This window comes from Metabacillus litoralis, assembly GCF_003667825.1.
Taxonomy (GTDB): Bacteria; Bacillota; Bacilli; order Bacillales; family Bacillaceae; genus Metabacillus; species Metabacillus litoralis_B.
In genome coordinates this window covers 387,446-406,723 of sequence record NZ_CP033043.1, presented here as the reverse complement: position 1 = coordinate 406,723, position 19,278 = coordinate 387,446, and the positions used below count along the sequence as shown (strand labels likewise).

General features: G+C 35.9%; 19 protein-coding genes, 23 tRNA genes and 1 rRNA gene. 9 read left to right on the top strand and 34 right to left on the bottom strand.

The features are described from left to right. Positions 1-13: 13 nt before the first annotated feature. The 7 genes from D9842_RS01825 to D9842_RS01795 form a co-directional block, all read right to left on the bottom strand. Positions 14-2,521, bottom strand: a complete 2,508-nt coding sequence (locus D9842_RS01825; protein ID WP_121661006.1) for a DEAD/DEAH box helicase — start codon at positions 2,519-2,521, stop codon at positions 14-16. A 213-nt stretch (positions 2,522-2,734) separates the two neighbouring features. Further along, a complete protein-coding gene (locus tag D9842_RS01820) occupies positions 2,735-3,163 on the bottom strand; it encodes a ferritin-like domain-containing protein (RefSeq protein WP_121661005.1) in 429 nt (142 codons plus the stop codon). A 44-nt stretch (positions 3,164-3,207) separates the two neighbouring features. Continuing rightward, positions 3,208-3,690 carry a hypothetical protein gene (locus D9842_RS01815; protein ID WP_121661004.1) on the bottom strand — a complete coding sequence of 161 codons (483 nt, stop codon included), beginning with the start codon at positions 3,688-3,690 and terminating at the stop codon, positions 3,208-3,210. A 172-nt stretch (positions 3,691-3,862) separates the two neighbouring features. Then, positions 3,863-4,534, bottom strand: a complete 672-nt coding sequence (locus D9842_RS01810) for a GNAT family N-acetyltransferase (RefSeq protein ID WP_121661003.1) — start codon at positions 4,532-4,534, stop codon at positions 3,863-3,865. A 26-nt stretch (positions 4,535-4,560) separates the two neighbouring features. Beyond that, on the bottom strand, positions 4,561-5,223 hold the full coding sequence (locus D9842_RS01805) for a GNAT family N-acetyltransferase (protein ID WP_121661002.1): 663 nt from the start codon (positions 5,221-5,223) through the stop codon (positions 4,561-4,563). A gap of 13 nt (positions 5,224-5,236) precedes the next feature. Next, positions 5,237-6,112 carry a carbon-nitrogen hydrolase family protein gene (locus tag D9842_RS01800; protein ID WP_121661001.1) on the bottom strand — a complete coding sequence of 292 codons (876 nt, stop codon included), beginning with the start codon at positions 6,110-6,112 and terminating at the stop codon, positions 5,237-5,239. Positions 6,113-6,348: 236 nt separating this feature from the next. Continuing rightward, positions 6,349-6,612, bottom strand: a complete 264-nt coding sequence (locus D9842_RS01795; RefSeq protein WP_121661000.1) for a hypothetical protein — start codon at positions 6,610-6,612, stop codon at positions 6,349-6,351. Positions 6,613-6,758: 146 nt separating this feature from the next. Here D9842_RS01795 and D9842_RS01790 point away from each other — a divergent pair, with 146 nt between their 5' ends. The 3 genes from D9842_RS01790 to yyaC all read left to right on the top strand — a co-directional run bounded on the left by D9842_RS01790 (position 6,759) and on the right by yyaC (position 8,026). After that, complete coding sequence (locus D9842_RS01790; RefSeq protein ID WP_121660999.1) at positions 6,759-6,980, top strand: hypothetical protein; 222 nt, start codon at positions 6,759-6,761, stop codon at positions 6,978-6,980. A 140-nt stretch (positions 6,981-7,120) separates the two neighbouring features. Continuing rightward, on the top strand, positions 7,121-7,276 hold the full coding sequence (gene sda / locus D9842_RS01785; protein WP_121660998.1) for a sporulation histidine kinase inhibitor Sda: 156 nt from the start codon (positions 7,121-7,123) through the stop codon (positions 7,274-7,276). A gap of 204 nt (positions 7,277-7,480) precedes the next feature. Beyond that, positions 7,481-8,026, top strand: coding sequence for a spore protease YyaC (yyaC, locus tag D9842_RS01780; RefSeq protein WP_121660997.1), 546 nt, complete (start codon positions 7,481-7,483; stop codon positions 8,024-8,026). Positions 8,027-8,100: 74 nt separating this feature from the next. On the opposite strand, the gene D9842_RS01775 is transcribed toward yyaC, so the two are convergent. Further along, entirely contained in the window at positions 8,101-8,292 is a 192-nt protein-coding gene (locus tag D9842_RS01775) for a YbxH family protein (protein WP_121664909.1), read from the bottom strand. Positions 8,293-8,569: 277 nt separating this feature from the next. Between D9842_RS01775 and D9842_RS01770 the strand changes: the two genes are divergently transcribed. Then, a complete protein-coding gene (locus D9842_RS01770) occupies positions 8,570-9,379 on the top strand; it encodes a class-II aminoacyl-tRNA synthetase family protein (RefSeq protein WP_121660996.1) in 810 nt (269 codons plus the stop codon). Positions 9,380-9,424: 45 nt separating this feature from the next. On the opposite strand, the gene D9842_RS01765 is transcribed toward D9842_RS01770, so the two are convergent. The 24 genes from D9842_RS01765 to rrf form a co-directional block, all read right to left on the bottom strand. Then, positions 9,425-9,498, bottom strand: a tRNA-Arg gene (locus tag D9842_RS01765). An 18-nt stretch (positions 9,499-9,516) separates the two neighbouring features. Next, a tRNA-Asn gene (locus tag D9842_RS01760) sits at positions 9,517-9,591 on the bottom strand. Positions 9,592-9,611: 20 nt separating this feature from the next. Beyond that, a tRNA-Ile gene (locus D9842_RS01755) sits at positions 9,612-9,685 on the bottom strand. Positions 9,686-9,695: 10 nt separating this feature from the next. Continuing rightward, a tRNA-Gly gene (locus tag D9842_RS01750) sits at positions 9,696-9,769 on the bottom strand. Between the two features lie 14 nt (positions 9,770-9,783). Further along, positions 9,784-9,857, bottom strand: a tRNA-Cys gene (locus tag D9842_RS01745). Positions 9,858-9,867: 10 nt separating this feature from the next. After that, positions 9,868-9,942: transfer RNA gene (locus D9842_RS01740), tRNA-Gln, on the bottom strand. Positions 9,943-10,213: 271 nt separating this feature from the next. After that, positions 10,214-10,289, bottom strand: a tRNA-His gene (locus tag D9842_RS01735). 15 nt (positions 10,290-10,304) lie between these two features. Then, a tRNA-Trp gene (locus tag D9842_RS01730) sits at positions 10,305-10,378 on the bottom strand. A 50-nt stretch (positions 10,379-10,428) separates the two neighbouring features. Beyond that, positions 10,429-10,512: transfer RNA gene (locus tag D9842_RS01725), tRNA-Tyr, on the bottom strand. An 11-nt stretch (positions 10,513-10,523) separates the two neighbouring features. Then, positions 10,524-10,596 (bottom strand) — tRNA-Thr (locus D9842_RS01720). 171 nt (positions 10,597-10,767) lie between these two features. Then, positions 10,768-10,840: transfer RNA gene (locus D9842_RS01715), tRNA-Phe, on the bottom strand. A 389-nt stretch (positions 10,841-11,229) separates the two neighbouring features. After that, positions 11,230-11,306: transfer RNA gene (locus D9842_RS01710), tRNA-Asp, on the bottom strand. Between the two features lie 64 nt (positions 11,307-11,370). Next, positions 11,371-11,447, bottom strand: a tRNA-Met gene (locus D9842_RS01705). 22 nt (positions 11,448-11,469) lie between these two features. Continuing rightward, positions 11,470-11,562, bottom strand: a tRNA-Ser gene (locus tag D9842_RS01700). A 35-nt stretch (positions 11,563-11,597) separates the two neighbouring features. Beyond that, a tRNA-Met gene (locus D9842_RS01695) sits at positions 11,598-11,674 on the bottom strand. A gap of 170 nt (positions 11,675-11,844) precedes the next feature. Next, positions 11,845-11,920, bottom strand: a tRNA-Ala gene (locus D9842_RS01690). Between the two features lie 11 nt (positions 11,921-11,931). Continuing rightward, positions 11,932-12,008 (bottom strand) — tRNA-Pro (locus D9842_RS01685). 93 nt (positions 12,009-12,101) lie between these two features. Beyond that, positions 12,102-12,178, bottom strand: a tRNA-Arg gene (locus D9842_RS01680). 61 nt (positions 12,179-12,239) lie between these two features. Next, positions 12,240-12,328 (bottom strand) — tRNA-Leu (locus D9842_RS01675). An 8-nt stretch (positions 12,329-12,336) separates the two neighbouring features. After that, positions 12,337-12,411 (bottom strand) — tRNA-Gly (locus D9842_RS01670). Between the two features lie 36 nt (positions 12,412-12,447). Further along, positions 12,448-12,533 (bottom strand) — tRNA-Leu (locus D9842_RS01665). Between the two features lie 32 nt (positions 12,534-12,565). Beyond that, positions 12,566-12,641, bottom strand: a tRNA-Val gene (locus tag D9842_RS01660). A gap of 38 nt (positions 12,642-12,679) precedes the next feature. Further along, positions 12,680-12,751 (bottom strand) — tRNA-Glu (locus D9842_RS01655). Positions 12,752-12,786: 35 nt separating this feature from the next. Then, positions 12,787-12,902, bottom strand: a 5S ribosomal RNA gene (gene rrf, locus D9842_RS01650). A 312-nt stretch (positions 12,903-13,214) separates the two neighbouring features. Between rrf and D9842_RS01645 the strand changes: the two genes are divergently transcribed. From D9842_RS01645 to D9842_RS01630, 4 genes are all read left to right on the top strand, one after another. Further along, positions 13,215-13,478 (top strand): DUF1292 domain-containing protein, encoded by a 264-nt coding sequence (locus D9842_RS01645; RefSeq protein ID WP_121660995.1) that lies wholly within the window; start codon positions 13,215-13,217, stop codon positions 13,476-13,478. A gap of 17 nt (positions 13,479-13,495) precedes the next feature. Beyond that, complete coding sequence (locus D9842_RS01640; protein ID WP_121660994.1) at positions 13,496-13,873, top strand: hypothetical protein; 378 nt, start codon at positions 13,496-13,498, stop codon at positions 13,871-13,873. Between the two features lie 19 nt (positions 13,874-13,892). Continuing rightward, positions 13,893-15,158, top strand: coding sequence for an erythromycin esterase family protein (locus D9842_RS01635; RefSeq protein WP_121660993.1), 1,266 nt, complete (start codon positions 13,893-13,895; stop codon positions 15,156-15,158). 114 nt (positions 15,159-15,272) lie between these two features. Further along, a complete protein-coding gene (locus D9842_RS01630; RefSeq protein ID WP_098798479.1) occupies positions 15,273-15,461 on the top strand; it encodes a hypothetical protein in 189 nt (62 codons plus the stop codon). Positions 15,462-15,523: 62 nt separating this feature from the next. On the opposite strand, the gene D9842_RS01625 is transcribed toward D9842_RS01630, so the two are convergent. Continuing rightward, entirely contained in the window at positions 15,524-16,924 is a 1,401-nt protein-coding gene (locus tag D9842_RS01625; protein ID WP_121660992.1) for a YcdB/YcdC domain-containing protein, read from the bottom strand. Positions 16,925-17,127: 203 nt separating this feature from the next. Here D9842_RS01625 and D9842_RS01620 point away from each other — a divergent pair, with 203 nt between their 5' ends. After that, positions 17,128-18,066, top strand: coding sequence for a 3'-5' exonuclease (locus D9842_RS01620; RefSeq protein ID WP_121660991.1), 939 nt, complete (start codon positions 17,128-17,130; stop codon positions 18,064-18,066). Positions 18,067-18,146: 80 nt separating this feature from the next. Here the strand turns inward: D9842_RS01620 and D9842_RS01615 are convergent, their stop codons facing one another. After that, positions 18,147-19,208, bottom strand: a complete 1,062-nt coding sequence (locus D9842_RS01615; protein ID WP_121660990.1) for a hypothetical protein — start codon at positions 19,206-19,208, stop codon at positions 18,147-18,149. Positions 19,209-19,278 lie beyond the last annotated feature (70 nt).

Genomic DNA, 19,278 nt, shown 5'->3' with positions numbered 1-19,278 from the left:
TATCCTCTTCTCATTAACGAGATTTCTTTTTTTCTTTCCTTTCTTGTCGTTCAAAATGGCATTCATTACATATTTGAAACTTAAATTTATAGGACAAATTTTTACCGCACACTTTACATACTTTCTTTGTTATTTGGACACCCGACTTTAGCTGCTCATGAATTTTGTCACTAATTTCTTCACGCAGTCTTTCCCAGTAATGTGCTTCAGTGTTCCGGCCTAATTTATATAAAAATAATAAATGGAGGCCAATTGATTTATAAGAGAGTTCAAGTTCTTCTAAACCTGAATCTTTAATTAAAGGATCTGGTAGGTCCTCTCCATCAACAATCGCTTCTAGCTTTTGTTTCCATTGAGCTCTAAGGGTTGGTTCATTCGTTGAGAACGGCAAATGTAAAAAACCATATAGATCTGCCATGGATAGTTTTGCTTCGATGATTGTGTCTTCAATCATTTCGTACAATAGCTTTTCTTCTGCAAGAGAAGCTTTTTTTGTTCCCTTTGGACTTTTAAATTGATCCCATAGATAAAAAAACAAACCAAGCTTTCTCGAATATTTTTGGAACCGTTCAAGTACACCTGTTGTCGGAGCAATCGCGAATCCTTGAAGTGGTTGATCCTCTTGGTCTAGCAGGCGTGCCATTGCTTTTGGGTTGTGTACAAATGCTACCTTCCCAATATTATAAATTCCTCTTCTGCCGGCACGGCCAGCAATCTGTTTTACTTCTTGTGAGGTGAGCCACCTTCTTCTTGTACCGTCAAACTTATCATTTTCTAAAAAGACAATTCGACGTATAGGTAAATTTAGTCCCATGCCAATTGCATCTGTCGCTACGATAACGGTCGTCTCACCGTTAATAAATCTCTGCATTTGTTTTTTTCTTGTTTCTGGAGGCATGCTTCCATATATCATACTAACTTGACGACCTGTTCTTTGCAGCTCAGAAGCTGTCTCAAGCACTCTTTTCCTCGAAAAGCAAACTAGAGCATCCCCCCTTCTCGTTTGATTCAGGCGAAATAGCTGTGGTTCAACTTCTAGAGGGATATCTCTAATATATTCATGGATTTCAATATCAGAGTCACCGAGAAGCTGCAAAATCATTGGTTTTGCATTAAAGCTGCAAATAATATGAACTTCTTTTGCATTTGCTTTTGTGATGGCTTTATACCAAGAAAACCCACGATCTTTATCAGCAATCATCTGTGATTCATCAATCACTACCACATCATAAAAATCCTTTTCATAAAACATTTCAACAGTACATGCTATATGAGCAGCACCTTCAATTGTTTTTTCTTCTTCACCAGTTTTCAAAGAACATGGAATACCCTCTGCATTTAACTTTTCGTAGATCTCAAGAGCCAGTAATCGAAGGGGAGCCAAATAAATCCCACTACTTGCGTCCTTCATACGTTGAATCGCCTGAAAGGTTTTCCCTGTATTTGTTTCTCCAACATGAAGAATATATTGGATATTTCGGCCAGCTGGTGGATTATATTCTCTTCCAAAAATATCTTCAACCATTCTGGCTTCTTCTTCTTTGCTTCGTTTAATCTCTTCTAATTCTTCAACAACCTTACGTTCCCGCTCCGAAAGGTCATGCTCAAAAATTTTCTGATGTGCTTGAAGATCGAAAGGAGTATCGATAAGCTTTGTTAAATCTGTTACATACTCTTCTAGTAAGTCAGCGAAAAATTCTTCTGCAAGCTCCATAAATAAATCAAAGGCTATTTCCTTAATTAATGTATCTGGCACAGGTTCATGAAAAACATGCTTATATTCATCAAAAAGGTTTGAGGATAAACGTTCTTTAATCCAATTTGGCCCAAAATCAAACAAATAACCAGATATTAACCGTTCATACATTTCTGTCATGTCTTCTTCATATTGATGTCTGTTATAAGCTAGATGTGCTTCATCATATAAATAAGTTGAGAATGTTAAGCCTTCTGAAGCAATAACAACACCCTTTTGCTCAATTTCAATGGCAAGATGTGAACCAATTAAATAACGAACATATAGATATAATTCTTCATAGTTATCGTTAAGTAGCTCCTCTATATAAAATTCAAATTTTAAAATTAACTTTTTGGTAAGTTCACGGTGTTCCTGCATTTTTCGGCGATCTTCATACAATTCTTTTGCTTTCTCATATCTTTCGTTCCAATGATCACTATGATTCAAGAACATGTCATCTAACCAGTTTAGAACTTGAAAAGCCTCTACATCTCTTATTTCACTTCGAAACATTTGATTTATTAGCTTTTTAGTTACTCCTTCTAAGTCAAATCCTCTTTCTATTAAAAATTCCTTTTTCTCATAGCTCGCTGCATGACTCGCTGTTGTATTTAACCATGAATTTAACCAAATTTGATCGATATACTCTCCACGTTCTCTTACATATTGTTCGTATGAAGGTAATGTTTCTTTCGTTTCTAAATACTTATCTATATCCTCTAAAACCTTAGTTTTAGTACGTTCAACTGCCATTGTATAATAACTTGCTAATATGTCATTCATGATAAAACTCCTTCACCATGTAGGTTATCTCTAGTTTCTATATTTAATAATCAATTCATGTATGTATTGGCTAATTTGTCATTGTTCTTTTCATTGTAGATGAAAAATATGAAGAAGTGGTAGTATAATGTACGATAAAAAGCGAAGGGAATGATATAGGAGAAACTTTTCACTGAAAAATAGAAATAAAAAAAGAGCTGAAGGCAGCTCAATTTAGTGGAGCATTTCATTTAAAATCTGGACATGTTGTCGATCTTTATCCAATATCCTTTCAATAAGTTGTCTGCTATCATCGTCTAAATCTCCTCTTACAATTTCCTCTGACATGCCAATTCCGTAAAAGCTTTCACCTTTCTTGGCACTCTCAATAATGCCCTCTGTTGTGTCTGGGATTCGAAACTGGCTAAGGTACCCTTGAATGGAACCAACTAATCCTTCACTACTAACAGGTGTACCACCAAGATTTTGGATTCTCTCCGCTACTTGTAAAGCATGCTGTTTATGCTCCTGTTGCATTGTTTGAAATTGTTTTTTTATTAATCCATCATCAAGCTTTTCAATAAAATGTTCATAAGAACGAATCCCCATATATTGTCCTTTTAAAAATTCATTTAAAGTATCGATCACATTTTCCTCTTTCAATCACATTTCTCTCCTTTTTTAATCTTATATAATTAAGTAATTCTTCAACTTGTTGATTTATCAAATTTCACTCTATTTCCTTTTTCTTTTATAAATTGAAAGCCATATAGCAAAAGTGCTTTAAATTGAAAAACGAAGAGCAATTGTAATCTATTCATACGAACCAACGAACTAATTCCTAATTTCTGAAACCAGTTTACTAGTCGGAAAGAAAAGAATGAATCAACAAGCAGATTAATCAATAGATATAAATAAAATTTTCCATAAGTGAACTTCATAATCCATAGAGAGCCTATAAAAAAAGGACCCCAAATGAGTGGTGTTTCCCCTCGTATTTTAGGATGGATCCTTTCATAAAACCACCACCATCTTCTTTTTTTTGCAATAAAGCTTTCGAGCCATACAATAATTGAAATAAATAAACTTGCAGGATAAAACCGTTTAAATGATTTTTTATCGATAACTGGCAGAGAAAACCAAGGAAGGATCATCATTAAGAACAATAGAAGCCTTGAATATTTAAGCAATTATAGTTTCTCCTCCTTTTTTAAAAATTTCATTTAAATGCTATATGAATAAAACTTCTTTTAATAATTAGTTTTGGCAGAGACATGATTAATATACAACCTATTTTCATAGAGAACTATCATATTTGTAATAGAAGAAGCCCACTATAAAAGTGGGCTTCTTCAAGAAATATTAGATATTTTTTAAAGCTATTTGCTCCTTAGACTCAAGGTCTTCAATCATTTTAAGCCAAGCCTCAGGCTTATTAGGTAATACAGTATAATACCTCTTCAAAAATTTCACAACTACATCTGAATGAATAGTTGAGTGATTTTCTCCCATTGGTAAAAAGCAAAGATCAAGACCTGTTACAGCCTCACCATCATTATTCCAAGAAGGATGAACATATGGAAAGTCAATTCGTTTATAACCAAGGTGAGCTAACACTTCTCGACGTACATATGGATCCATTGGTTTTACACCGCCAAACTCATAACCTTCAACACGATATGGATCATAAATTTCCGCGAACATACCAGATAGCTTCTGTCCACTTTCATTAGCTAGCTGCTCCAGGTCCTGTGATCGTTTGTTTGCTAAGAAAGGACCAATACCAAGGCCAGCCTGACCAATAATCGTAAAATCAGTCATTGCAACATTAAAGTCTTCATAATAACGATACTCTGTTGCTCCTACAACTTTGCCTTCGGAAACAGCAACAAATACACGAATACCTGGATCTTCTAAAGGTTCTTTCCACAAGTTAAATTCCAATACTTCTTCAGGCGGGAAAATTTCCTTCATAAGTTGATGCATTTGTGCAAAAAGTGGGTCTTCAATATTTGATATACGGATATATTCCATTGAACTTTCTCCTTTGTGTTTTTATTTTAAATGAAAGGATTTTTCCATTCCATAAGAGTGCCATAATTGCAGGATTCTTCATCTTCTAAATAGTTTGACATAACTCCAATTGGTGTTCGGCTGCACCGTAATAAGAATGTTAATACAGGATCTTTAACTGTTCCTTTTACAACAGCTTCTACATATTGCTCAGGTGACATATTGTCAGACTTTTTATAATAACCTGGCATTCGTCCACCACCAAGCAATCGTTCTAACCCTAACTGAATAACAACTTCATACATGGAAAGCATCAGCCATTTTCCTAGACCTAATTTTCTAAATTTAGGCCTTACACCTATATCGACAACATATAAAGTGTTGCCTTCTGGGTTATGATTACGGATATAGCCGTTGTCTGTTATTTCTTCCCATGTATGGTTAGGATGATCCGGATCAAAGTTTACAATTAATGCAGTCATTGACCCAGCCATTTCCCCATCAACCTCAATACATAAAGCACCTTGTTGAAATAACCCAATGTGATTTTCCAATTGTTCTTCATTCCACCAAAGCTCTGATGGAAAAGGAGGAGGAAAACTTTCTTGTTGAATCAGGATTAAATCTTTAAAGTCCTTTTCTTCATAGTTACGAATGATAGCTTTAGTTGGTTTATCTTGGTCGAAAACATAAAATTCTTTTCGATACATAGAAACCTCCTGTTTAATATGTTACTTTTTCTGGTTCCCAATCAGGATATAGATCCGTACGACGGTCTCTCCATGTAGTAACAGATCCTGAGAGGCGTACTTTATACAAAAGTTCTAGATTCAAGTCTGCTGTTACAATCATATCTTGATTTATTTCACCTTCAACCATAATTCCTTTTGGTGGGAAAGGCACATCATTTGGTGTAATAACAGCTGCTTGCCCAAAGTTTCCTCTCATAAAATCAACAGTTTGAAGAGAACCAACTGTACCAGTTGTTACAACGTACACTTGGTTTTCAATAGCTCTGGCATGGCTGGTGTAGCGAACGCGATGAAAACCATGACGATCATCTGTACAAGACGGACAAAAAATCACATCCGCTCCCTTTGCCTTTGCCATTCGAACAATTTCAGGAAATTCAATATCATAGCATGTAAGCATAGCTATTGTCCCTTTATCTGTTACAAATACTTGCAGACTATCACCTGCACTCATATTCCACTCTTCTACTTCGGTAGGTGTAATATGAAGCTTTGCTTGTTCAGCTACTCGACCATCTGGATAAAAAAGGTGGGCCACATTATATAACTTACCTTCTTTTTCAATGACATGTGTTCCTCCAATAATATGCATTCCCGTATTGATGGCAAGTTCAATAAATAAAGATCTATATTTTTCAGTAAAATCGGGTAATCGATAAATAGGTAATGCATGACCCTTTTCATCCCCAATTGATAATAATTGTGTTGTAAAAAACTCAGGAAACAAAATAAAATCTGAACCAAATTCTTCAGCTGTTTTAACATAATGTTTGACTTGACTTTCAAACTCCTCAAACGAACGAATCGTGTGAAGGTGATATTGTACCGCAGATACTCTTAAGTTCATTTTTAAACCCTCTTTCAATCAATCTATGAAATCATAAAACACACTCATGGATGCTACTATCCACATTATTAGATAACAAACAATTTTTTACAAGTACATACTTTGCTTTCACTAAGTGTGTAAAAGTATACTAATGTATTTTACAAAGCATAACAAAAAACCACAAACAAAAAATTTGTGGTTTTTAATCTAACCTCTTATAGTTACTAGTCTAAACAATTATTTTCTGATATAATTTATTGGTATAATGATTTAACCTTTTGTAGATCTCCTATTAAATCATTCAATTCCCTTCTAGTTAAATGTACAGGTAATTGATCGTATAAAGTGACAAATTGCCCGCCATCCTCATCTTTATGCTTTGTTAAATATTCATAAAGTAGCAATAACTGCTTCTCTTTTAATGTTGATTCTGTATAAAAATGCTTTACTGTATGTATGGAAAACTCATTCATAGCAAAATCAAATTCTCCAGAAATAATTGTACCTTCAATTTTCATCTCTACACCACCTTATCTTCATTTTTATTTATTTTATCCTTTATATTTCTCAGTTATTTTGGAAATATTTTATATATCACCTATAAGAGTGTAGCTTGTATAATACTTTTATTAACCTCCAACTTCCTTAGAAAGGAGTGTTTACTATGGAAAAATTCTTTTCAAAAGTCGAACATTGGCAAGATAAGCATACCCTTCTTCGAGTAGCATATACGAAAACGAGACTAGGGAGAACTTCATTTTCAGGTCGAGTTATCCATTTATCCCCAGATAGGACTCAACTTTTATTTTACAATGTTGATACAAAATCTGTGTGTAGTCTTGAATTGAATGAAATTGATGATCTTGTCCCTTACGAAAATAATTAATAGGTTTTAAGTAACGATACTCTCTGAAACAAATATACTTTTGTCAAATTATAAGAATGATCGTCGAAACCCTTATCATTTTTTTCAAAATTGGCTACAATAAATTTTGAATTTATAACTATTTCAAGGAGTTTCAAATCATGCAAAAAAAGACAACCCTACAACTCATCTCAAATATAACACTTTATAGGGCATATAAAGATGCAATCAAATTAAAAGCATCCGATGAATTTATTCATTTATTACTGAATGAAATCGAATCCCGCCCAATGCCGCTACCAATCTCAACAAAATAATCCTTATTAAATTTATATCTTTACGACAAATTGCAACAATATCACCTAAAAGCCAACTCCCCCCCCGCGAAATATGTTGAAATATATTCTGAAAATTCTATATTTCATGAGATAAAATATAGATTTATATGATAAAATTGTAAATAAAATATTAAATTTATGTAAATTTTTTCAACTACTATTATTTTTCAGGGGGCTGTGCCTATGATTTCACCAGTAACTTGCTTTCATTTATCTGAAACATTACTAGATGTGATCCCCACTAATATAAGCAGCAGTAAAGTTGTATTTGTTTGCATAGGGACTGATCGTTCAACAGGTGATTCATTAGGTCCATTAGTAGGTTCCTTCCTAAAAAAGAAGGGTTACAGAAATGTAATTGGTACAATTAACAACCTTGTACACGCTAAAAATTTAAATGAGAAGCTAAGAGAAGTTCCTTTAAATAAGAAAGTAATTGTAATCGATTCAATGTTAGGGAAAGTGGACTCAATCGGCAAGTTTTATGTATTTGATGGAGGATTAAAACCTGGTGCAGGGGTTGGGAAAGAGTTAGATGCTGTTGGCGATTATAGCATTACAGGTGTGGTCAATGTTGGAGGATTTTTATCACAACAAGTGCTTCAATACACTGAACTCTCTCTTGTTTTAAAGATGGCAGAAGAAATGACTGAGGCGATAGAAAAGAGATTTCCTATACCAGAATGGTTAAAAACATCCAATGAAATGAATTGGAGAATTACATCTTAAATTAGAAAGAAAGATTGAAGAGACGTATAGTGGTCCATTCAATCTTTTTTTAATCTCTTTCTATGAAAGAGTCTTTATATTCTATGTTGCTCACAATACTGGTCAATTAGCTTTTCTATATTATCATGTACTGGAAAGTCCCCTGAAAAAGAGAACTTAATCTCTTCAACAAACTCACCTTGATGATAAACATGTATAGCCCCATTCTGATTGATTACACTAAACTCAGGTTCAAACCGGTATCCACTTCTCTCTACTGCACCCAAATCCACAACACAACCTCTCAATAGATTTTAATCGTGGCTAGTATGAGCTAAATGAGATTTTTTATCCTCTTATTTGTATGCATTCATCATGCCGATGTAGTGATTTCCTCCATTGATGCAAACTGTTCTTCTGCTGGAGGCAACATTTTGTGAGTTTCCTGCTGAAAGATAATTTATCTATTGTCTTTTTGTCACAATTCAAGCAAGACTCACATAAGATAATTGGGTCAAATGCCCAAAAATTGATGATTGAATATTTTCCTGGAGGGTGACTTCAATGAATAAAAAAATTCAAAATAGGTATAATGCGAACTTAAATTTCATGCATACAGAAATTGCCATGAACGAGTTGAAAACCTTTTTCGAATACAATTTTTCAGAAGCTTTAAATTTATTAAAGGTTTCTTCACCTATACAGGTACATAAAGGTAAAAAAGATTTACATTCTTTCACAGATTGGAAAAGAACAACCCTTTTTAAATACGGATTTACACAGGGTGAAGGATTATATACAAACCTAAGATCAATTAAAATAAACATTCCTATTGAACAATATGATCCATTCTTTACTGAAGAATGGGAATGGGAGAAAATCATCTTAGAAAAACATAAAAATATAGATTATTTGATAACAGAAGCTAACAATATTTATAGTTCGATTAAGAAAACAGAGGAGCATATGAAACAATTTCATCCTACCTTTCAACCTGTTTTACCAAAAGGTTTCCAAAAATTGTCTAAAGTAGAACTTGAAAGCGCAATCGCGAACACAGCAGTAACCAATACTGAAGAAAAACTAATAAAACGTTGTGGTGCTATTCTTTTTCTTAATGAATATAAAAATACAAATGATGAGTCTTACACAATAGGATTATTGAAAGTGTGGAATCCACTTCTTAAAAGCCCAGTTACATTGTTTTCTATTGGCTTACGAGCAGATGTAGGAAAGTTCAATTCAGTTGGTGGAAAAGTGGATCAAACAAATTTATGTATGCTACTTCTAAAAAAATTAAATGATCAACAGGTAAAACCTTATAGTTGGAAAGAAGATAATGATGTGAAGAATATATCTCTAGGAACTAAATAAAGAAAGAAAAAGAGACCAGGTGAAAACCACTGGTCTCTTTTTTGACGCGCCTTAGAGGATTCGAACCTCTGACCGACGGCTTAGAAGGCCGTTGCTCTATCCTGCTGAGCTAAAGGCGCATTATCTAAAGACAAAAATGGCTCCGCAGGTAGGACTCGAACCTACGACCGATCGGTTAACAGCCGATTGCTCTACCACTGAGCTACTGCGGAACAAAATGTATGATATAAAGTGGGCCTAAATGGACTCGAACCATCGACCTCACGCTTATCAGGCGTGCGCTCTAACCAGCTGAGCTATAGGCCCATAAGTTTTTTGGAGCGGGTGAAGGGAATCGAACCCTCATCATCAGCTTGGAAGGCTGAGGTTTTACCACTAAACTACACCCGCATATCGAAATGAATTGGAGGCACCACCCGGATTTGAACCGGGGATAGAGGTTTTGCAGACCTCGGCCTTACCACTTGGCTATGATGCCTTAAAATAAATGGCTGGGCTAGCTGGATTCGAACCAACGCATGTCGCAGTCAAAGTGCGATGCCTTACCGCTTGGCTATAGCCCATTGAATTAGCTTCAAGAATTGGCTTCCTTGAATATGCTACATGAATCCTCATCGCAAGAGGATATTTTGGGTTATTTCTGACAGGAAATAACACGAAATATCGTCGACTACTAGGTATACTTTCAACCTTAATCAGTCTCGTTCACTTCATATTCCACACTTTTTACACATAAATTAATGTCTTGTGCTCAAACCAACAAGAGGAAATTTCTTTTCTGCATCTATAATTACTAAGTAACAAGTTACTAAGCAACAAGTCTGAATATAAAATTGGGGCGGCTGATGGGAATCGAACCCACGAATGTCGGAACCACAATCCGATGCGTTAACCACTTCGCCACAACCGCCACAAAATTTTAAATTGGCAGGGGCAGTAGGAATCGAACCCACACCAAAGGTTTTGGAGACCTCTATTCTACCGTTAAACTATGCCCCTAAGATTTTTTTTAGAATCAGTGGAAGATATTTTGCTATCACAAAAATCTATGGTGGAGGGGGGCAGATTCGAACTGCCGAACCCTAAGGAGCGGATTTACAGTCCGCCGCGTTTAGCCACTTCGCTACCCCTCCATATATAAGAGTGCCGGCGAGAGGACTTGAACCCCCAACCTACTGATTACAAGTCAGTTGCTCTACCAATTGAGCTACACCGGCATTATTATAGATATCTATATAAAGCTCTATCTTACTTACCAGTCACCCAAATCTCAGAAAGATTATTCAAGAAGCGGCTCGATTTGTGTGCTGAAGCAAATACTTCGAAGCATATTCGATCGTGCTCTACCAATTGAGCTACACCGGCATTTTTTTTGCAAAATTGAAAGGTGGCTCGGGACGGAATCGAACCGCCGACACATGGATTTTCAGTCCATTGCTCTACCAACTGAGCTACCGAGCCATATAATTAGTTAGTATTAATATATAAGATACAGGATTGCTTCTTTACGTATTAGTTATTTGTTCTGATAACTTGGTAGTATTTTAAGGTTTTCAATTAGTAAATCGTCCTCATCTCGGAGGGTTTATTCAAGAAGCAGCTCGATGAGTACGCTGAAGTTTATTCAGAGAAGCATATTCGAACGTGCTCTACCAACTGAGCTACCGAGCCCAAAAAAGTTTACGGCTTCCACTAAGCTTCGAATCTCTTCGTCAGCTCCCTCACTCACATCCTCACGTATAGTCATACGCTCCGGTGCTCGTTCACTTGCTTCCTCGACCTTCTCGCTTATTGAAACCCTTTTACTCAAAAATTAGAGTCTGAATTTCCATTATTATCTATTATAATAATGGCGGTCCGGACGGGACTCGAACCCGCGACCTCCTGCGTGACAGGCAGGCATTCTAACCAACTGAACTACCGGACCGGAGTTTTTTAACGAAGTGAAAATAACTTACCTTAACATTTACCATAACATTACATTTAAAGTTTGGTTGCGGGGACAGGATTTGAACCTGCGACCTTCGGGTTATGAGCCCGACGAGCTACCAGACTGCTCCACCCCGCGATAATAAAATAAAAAATAAATATGGAGGAGGAAAGGGGATTCGAACCCCTGCGGGCTTTGACACCCCTGTCGGTTTTCAAGACCGATCCCTTCAGCCGGACTTGGGTATTCCTCCAATAACATATGTGACCTATTGGCCGTTTGTGCAAATGGTAGCGGCGGAGGGAATCGAACCCACGACCTCACGGGTATGAACCGTACGCTCTAGCCAGCTGAGCTACACCGCCATAATGACAAAACGCTCACTGTTTAAAAACCATGCTCGTCATGTCTCTTGTCAGACACATTCCTCGCAAGCCTACAATGAAGCTTATTCATGATGTTTACGGCTCGCTCTAGCCAGCTGAGCTACACCGCCATAATTGTATATGTTACTTATAAAGAAATTAAACAAATTTGGTGGAGCCTAGCGGGATCGAACCGCTGACCTCCTGCGTGCAAAGCAGGCGCTCTCCCAGCTGAGCTAAGGCCCCTTAATAATGAATGGTCGGGAAGACAGGATTCGAACCTGCGACCCCTTGGTCCCAAACCAAGTGCTCTACCAAGCTGAGCTACTTCCCGTACTAAATATCAAAGATGTATGTGGAGATCAGAGACTTAGCTTTGCTTAAAAGCACAACTCTTATTCACACATCTTACTTTTAAATCTAATATTGGCGCGCCCGAGAGGAGTCGAACCCCTAACCTTTTGATCCGTAGTCAAACGCTCTATCCAATTGAGCTACGGGCGCATATAATCTAAATTAATCTATAAAAATTAAGGTAGTTATTTTCGCTAGCGCGAAAAAACTATGGTGCCGAGGACCGGAATCGAACCGGTACGGTAGTCACCTACCGCAGGATTTTAAGTCCTGTGCGTCTGCCAGTTCCGCCACCCCGGCACTACTATTGGAGCGGAAGACGGGATTCGAACCCGCGACCCCCACCTTGGCAAGGTGGTGTTCTACCACTGAACTACTTCCGCGTACTGGATAGTTATTTTACTATCATAAAAAAAACATGGTGCGGGTGAAGGGACTTGAACCCCCACGTCACAAGGACACTAGATCCTAAGTCTAGCGCGTCTGCCAATTCCGCCACACCCGCTTTTTAAGTTGTTTCGCTAGAGCGAAATATTATGGTGGAGGATGACGGGATCGAACCGCCGACCCCCTGCTTGTAAGGCAGGTGCTCTCCCAGCTGAGCTAATCCTCCAAATTAATACGTTACTTCCTATATTAAGTTATAGTAAGTGACCCATACGGGATTCGAACCCGTGTTACCGCCGTGAAAGGGCGGTGTCTTAACCGCTTGACCAATGGGCCATATTTTAATTGTTTCATGACCATAAAATGATCATGCCTGGCAACGTCCTACTCTCACAGGGGGAATCCCCCAACTACCATCGGCGCTGAAAAGCTTAACTTCCGTGTTCGGCATGGGAACGGGTGTGACCTCTTCGCCATCATTACCAGACAATTTTTAAAGACAAATATTATTATAATAACTTCACAAAAAATTTCAAGACCTTTTTATAAAAAACTTATTTATCATGTTTCACTTCAACGAAGCAGGATTTATAATTTATCACATTAATTAATTATGTGTCAATATCTTAATACATTTTCTCGACAATGAAGATAATCTTATCATCTAGTATAAAAAAGGTAAACACTTATAGGCAATTATCCCTTTGTTTTCTTAAAAAGTTCGTCCCCCCTTTCTCTATCTCATTAAATCATTCTAAATAGGATAAACTACTTTTGACATTTTTGGAGGTGTATAGAAATGAGCTTAGAGGAAGAAAGAGATATTATTACTGTTGAAGATGAGTACGGAAAAGAAAGAACGTTCTCAGTTGAAGCATTACTTGCTGTGGAAGCTGAAACCTATGCTCTATTAACATCAAATGAGAATAATGATGATCCCATCATTATGCAGGTTTTAGACGAGAAAGATGGTCAATATCTTGTTGGAGTTACAGATCCAATTAAAAAGAATATCGTTTTAGATGCGTATGAAATTGCTGTTGATGCGAACCCCGCTGATTAAACCAAAGGAGATCGGTGATGAAAGATAACATTATTGAAGTAATGGACGAAGACCTGAAGCTTAAAATTGAAGAAGAACTAAAAGGAATGACCTATACTAAGAACTTTCGCTCACCTTCTGCAGAGGAATGGTATGTTTTTTTACCAAGTTATAAAGATCCTTTAACAGGTGGAGCTGCTGGAAAAACAATCATTCACTACAATCTTTTTGATACGAAGCATATTTTTATCAATACGACTATTATCTTTGATGATCCTGAATTACATATAAGAAAACATCACCAACTTGTTTATTCGATTTCTGATGAAATAGTTAATCGACTTGTCGGCTACGCAGACACCTTATTGTCTGTTCATTCTGGTGAAAACTCATATAATGCTGAATATAAACAATAAGTAAAAGGGGGAATAAAAAATGCCCAACAAATTAATTCAAGCGATTAAAGATTATTCTAAGCCAATACATGAATCTAAGGATTTAGATTCTTTGATAAATGAAATTAGTGACCACCAATTTGTCCTTCTTGGAGAATCTTCTCATGGTACTTCTGAGTTTTACACAATGAGAGCAGAACTTTCGAAAAAACTTATAAAGGAAAAAGGATTTACATATCTTGCAGTTGAAGGTGACTGGCCTGCATGTCAGCAAGTAAATAGATATATAAAAGGTATTGATAAACAATCCTCACATGCACGTGATGTGCTAAAATCCTTTAATCGCTGGCCAACATGGATGTGGGCCAATGAGGAAATGATTGATTTAATTGAATGGTTAAAAAATTACAATCAAAATCAAGCCGAAGATAGAAAGGTTGGTTTCTATGGAATAGATGTTTACTCTTTATGGGAATCAATTGATGAAATTATTAAGTATTTAGAAAGAACAACTCCTTCTCAAGTTGAAACAGCAAAAAAAGCTTTTGCTTGTTTTGAACCATTTAATCGCCGCCCTGAAAAATACGGCATTTCTGCTTCATTTTATGGTGAAGGCTGCCACGAGGAGGTTTCCAAATTATTATCAGATATCCGTCTGAATAAATCAAATTATTCAAGTAATGAAGAAAATGCATTGGACCTTGAAGTAAATGCAATCATCACAGCAAATGCTGAAAATTATTACCGAACAATGGTATTGAATGATAATGAATCATGGAATATTCGTGACCGTCATATGGTAGAAGTCATTAATAAAATCCATCAATTTTATGGAGAAAATGCAAAGGGTATTATTTGGGAGCATAACACCCATGTTGGGGACGCACGTGCAACAGACATGGTTAACGAAGGAATTGTAAACGTAGGACAGCTCTTAAGGGAACAAAAAGGGGAAGACCAGCTTTTTATCATTGGATTTGGCACACATCACGGAACAGTTATTGCAGCAGATCAATGGGGTGTAAACCTAGAGAAAATGGTCACCCCTCCCGCTCAATCTGGCAGTTGGGAAGACTGTATGTATCAAGCAGGTTCACATGATAAATATTTAGTATTCAATGAACAAAATAAGCATCTTTTCAATAAGACGATTGGGCATCGAGCAATCGGAGTTGTCTATAATCCTGCTTACGAACATTATGGAAATTATGTACCATCAATCATGTCAGATAGATACAATGCTTTCATCTATATAAACCAGTCAAATGCTCTAAGTCCAATCGAGGTCCAAGAGGTCTTACTATAATTAAGGTAAAGAGTTAAATTTTACTCCCTTCTTTCCTATAAGTAAAGGCTAGAAATTAATTTTTCCCTTGTTATAATGCTAAATGGATAGATTATTTCATAAAGGTGGGCATTTATGGGGAACACATGTCGGTTTGTTGTCAATGCGGTAGGTAAAAAGGGAGAAACTTACTATACCCAACTAAACACAAAAAAAGAACTTGAAAATTGGATAACAGACCATCAAGACAAATTATTAATGGATGAATTAAAAATCGTAGACAAGAAATTACCGCCTTTCTTAAAATGGTTTTTGAACAAATAAAATAAGAAGCATAAGTAGATATGAGGTATCTTCTTATGCTTTTTCCTTTTTATAAAGGAATTTTAAAAGTCTTTTGATACGATTACTTCTCCATTCTGTGCATCGATAAACGCTATCTTTCCATCCAGCTTCGGAAAATCAGGTACATAAACCATTACATAATAAGAAGTTTGTTCTTTATACTCCTTTTTCCACTTAAGCTTCACGTCAAAGTATCTTTGATAATTTTTCACTGCTTCCTGCATAGAAATGGCTGGCTTTGGGTTTATTTTCTTAAGATCCTCAAGGTTCATGTCAGGACCCAGGTAATGATCGATTGTCCCGGTTGTTCTGTTCACACCTATCCATGCTGAACCAAATCGATTTCGAACATTACCCCAATGGACGTTAAAGTGGAAATGGATAAAATCCCCCTCTTCTTCATCTTGAGAATTCCTCCTAACCATTCGTAAAAACTCATCCGCATTTGGATAAAGTGAAAACAAAAATTCTAGCGCAAGCTTCTTACATTGTTCCTCATTAAGAAATAAATCTCCTTTTCGGTCAAGAAACGAAAACAGCCCGCGTATCTGATTTGTTTTCTTGTCATGCTTAAACTTTAGTGTAAGCTGATTTCTCTTCTGAAAAAAATCATTAATTGACGTTCCTTCAACTTCACTAGTAAAAGCCTTTGGTCTCCAAACCGAGCCGATCTCATCACCTAAATCACTTTCACGTATTTTCTCAAATTCATCTTCATTAAAACCAATCAACTCGTTAAGTAACCTCTCTATTTTAGGAGGAGAAAGCAACTCCAGGTCTTCTTCTGCATCTTCCTCAACATCCTTTAACACACTTGTCCCATCAGCAAACAAATCGCTGAAAGGGAAAGACGGCTCATAAACAAGCTTTGACGAAGCGCCAGTATAGTCATGTAACTTATTAGATAGATTTGTAGTTTGTAATTCCATTTCAAGTTCTCGTAGAAATCTTTCCTTCATCTTCTCTTTTTCCATGATAAATTGTGGAATTCTAATATCCTCAGCAATTCCCATATATTTAAATAGCACTACTTCTCCATCTTCTAATATTGACAACCAAAATCCGGTATGAGGAAGGGCTAAACCTTCTTCTTTTTGCACGTATGAAAGTCTATATCCTCTATTTTCTTCTCTTTTCCATTCCTCCAAAGTAAACTGATGAAGTGCCGAAGGGTAATGATTTAAAACAAAGTCTATTGCCTTTTCATATAACTGTTTCTCAGAAAAGATTAAGGCTGATGGTGATAGTAGGTCTTTATTTAAATCAAGTAGTGTTCCATTCATACTAATCTCAATCCAAACACCATTATCTTCATACTCTCTATGTTTCCATACAAAACAAGCAACCTCATCTTCTAATCGTAACTCTTCAATTTCTAGATCAAAGTCTTCCGTGACCTTCCCGATTTCTAACGCCCGCTCTCTTAACTCAGTTAAATTCATGTCATTCTCCCTTCTAGTATTAGAAAGTAATGCTATAAATTATTACGGTTGATCTTCATAAAAGTTCCTATTAAATTGTCTATTTTTTACAATCATGACATATTTCATCTATTAAAAGTATTTAAAATCTTCATTTTACACTTATTGGATCTTTTCATTTTTAACTTTCCCCAATATAATTACCTGTTAAAGGGGGGAAATGAATGGCGGACATAAAACAATATATTTTCTTTGATTTCGAGATGTTATGCTCTGATCAAGGGATGGCTTTTGAGAAGATGGAAGCCATTCGTTTGGGCGCGGTAAAATATGAGTTAGATTCAGAAGAAATTTCATATTTTGATCGATTTATTAGACCAGAAAATAGAAACCCATTAACTGACTTCTGCAAAACGTTAACGGGTATTGATGATTCTGATTTAGAAAAAGCTAGCGATTTTAAAGACGTTTTTGCTGATTTTCTTGAATGGGTTGGTGGGTTAAAGAAGTCTCAATATTTTTCCTGGTCTCCAAGTGATTTATCACGTTTAAAAATCGATTCATTAAAACATAGCATCCCAGAACGGACAATTAGAAAAATCGAAACACGATATACAGACTTTCAAGATACTTTCAAAAAAAGAGTTTCTAAGAATAATATATCGGTTGAGGATGGATTAGCTCTGTACGGATTAGAGTTTCTAGGTGATAAGCACAACCCTATGTATGATGCTTACAATACACTTCGTATCTACCAAAGCTATTTGTGTGAACCAATTAAGTCTGACATGATTATGCTAAAACAATTTATCTTTGAAGAAGAATCACCTAAAGACATTAGGATGATAAACCTAAAGCTTTCTAAACAGCTGCAACAAGATGCAAAAGAAATTCTAGAACAATTACGCGAAATATACCGGATACGTGATGTTAAAAAGCTCTTAAAGCCAATAAAGAGACTTTCTCTAAAATATGAAAATGTATGTATAAATCGATCTGGAATATTTACTACACAAAATGTATGTAATGCTGAGAGCTTTCTTTCGTTTTATCAAGATTTCCTATTCACCTTTGAGGAACATTTTGCACATTCATCGAGAGTTGTTATATTTCATGAATATATGCTTAACCCATTAAAGCAATTAATCTCAACAAACACTTAAACTCCACTTATAATAGTGGGGTTTTTTTAGTGTCGTATTTATTATTAACTTCTAACTGAACAAGTATATCTACGGTTTAATTAATCCTCTATCTTACTTATTAACGTTTGATAAAATCTCTCTGGTTCATCCGGTGAGAGATGTACTTTCTTTACTTTTCTCTTAAAGCCATACATGAATTTTGCTTCCTGCTCACAAGTAAATTCGATTTCAAATATTGGCTTTTCTTTCATAAAATCAGCTAGTACTGCATCAAATACCTTTTTACTCTCATCTTTGGACAATTTTTCGGGACCATCATAATAATGTATGCTTTTTATTTCCTCTAAAGGTACGATTAGCTGCTTTCCTAATCCAACCTGTAAAGACACAAGCCGGTCAGTGATTATAAAAGGCGTTAGACGAATTGCTTGAATTTCAGCTAATAAAAAGAAAAGGGTATACACATTCAAAACGAGTGAGATGATAGCCACAACCTCATTCCAAGAATGTAGCAGAAAATGAAACCCTACAGATTCGAGGATCAAGGCGTGAATTAGCATGATATTTAATGCCATAGAGCTTGATTTTTTGTGGTACGTAAACATTTCTTGATTATTACTTATTGTTAGTGACTTTTTTCTCCAAGTGCAAAGACTAAAATAAAACATAGAAAGCTCAGATACGATGATGTTTAAGAATCGTGAAGGCTTTAACTCATGATAAATAGACTGTTCTATTCGATATTGCAGAGTAGGAATTTCCGCTTGATGTGTTTTTACTCTTTTTAAGATAGCAGGTATTTTTGTTATTAATTTATAAACAATATAAAGCTCTAGTAATAGTAACGCAGCTTCCCCCGCAAAAAGCAGATATTTAACAAAAGAATAGGAAGAAAGTAGTCCGTTCGGTACAACGAGATAAGCAATTCCATAGCCTGCTAATGCAACAGGAAGTAAATATTTTAAAGAGTAGCGTTTTCTTATGATAAAAAAATAGGTCAATAAAGGGACCACAATAATAAAATCAAACAAAGAACCTAACGCAACCTCATTTGGGAGCGGTTTCACAAATTCCACACGATACAGCATTGTGTTGGTTGTGATAATTAATGAAAGCAGAATAAAAAAACTAATCAGGTTTTTCTTTGATATTGAATGCATATTAATACCTCCTTTCTTTTATTATATAAGAAAAAATAGGAAGAAACGGGAGTTCACAAAGGTAATTTAT

Coding starts and splice junctions, on each gene's coding strand:
- D9842_RS01635 (WP_121660993.1), top strand. CDS start 13,893: ATGCCCAACAAATTAATTCAAGCGATTAAAGATTATTCTAAGCCAATA.
- D9842_RS01790 (WP_121660999.1), top strand. CDS start 6,759: ATGGAAAAATTCTTTTCAAAAGTCGAACATTGGCAAGATAAGCATACC.
- D9842_RS01615 (WP_121660990.1), bottom strand. CDS start 19,208: ATGCATTCAATATCAAAGAAAAACCTGATTAGTTTTTTTATTCTGCTT.
- sda (WP_121660998.1), top strand. CDS start 7,121: ATGCAAAAAAAGACAACCCTACAACTCATCTCAAATATAACACTTTAT.
- D9842_RS01810 (WP_121661003.1), bottom strand. CDS start 4,534: ATGGAATATATCCGTATATCAAATATTGAAGACCCACTTTTTGCACAA.
- D9842_RS01805 (WP_121661002.1), bottom strand. CDS start 5,223: ATGTATCGAAAAGAATTTTATGTTTTCGACCAAGATAAACCAACTAAA.
- D9842_RS01825 (WP_121661006.1), bottom strand. CDS start 2,521: ATGAATGACATATTAGCAAGTTATTATACAATGGCAGTTGAACGTACT.
- yyaC (WP_121660997.1), top strand. CDS start 7,481: ATGATTTCACCAGTAACTTGCTTTCATTTATCTGAAACATTACTAGAT.
- D9842_RS01800 (WP_121661001.1), bottom strand. CDS start 6,112: ATGAACTTAAGAGTATCTGCGGTACAATATCACCTTCACACGATTCGT.
- D9842_RS01625 (WP_121660992.1), bottom strand. CDS start 16,924: ATGAATTTAACTGAGTTAAGAGAGCGGGCGTTAGAAATCGGGAAGGTC.
- D9842_RS01620 (WP_121660991.1), top strand. CDS start 17,128: ATGGCGGACATAAAACAATATATTTTCTTTGATTTCGAGATGTTATGC.
- D9842_RS01630 (WP_098798479.1), top strand. CDS start 15,273: ATGGGGAACACATGTCGGTTTGTTGTCAATGCGGTAGGTAAAAAGGGA.
- D9842_RS01645 (WP_121660995.1), top strand. CDS start 13,215: ATGAGCTTAGAGGAAGAAAGAGATATTATTACTGTTGAAGATGAGTAC.
- D9842_RS01770 (WP_121660996.1), top strand. CDS start 8,570: ATGAATAAAAAAATTCAAAATAGGTATAATGCGAACTTAAATTTCATG.
- D9842_RS01640 (WP_121660994.1), top strand. CDS start 13,496: ATGAAAGATAACATTATTGAAGTAATGGACGAAGACCTGAAGCTTAAA.
- D9842_RS01795 (WP_121661000.1), bottom strand. CDS start 6,612: ATGAAAATTGAAGGTACAATTATTTCTGGAGAATTTGATTTTGCTATG.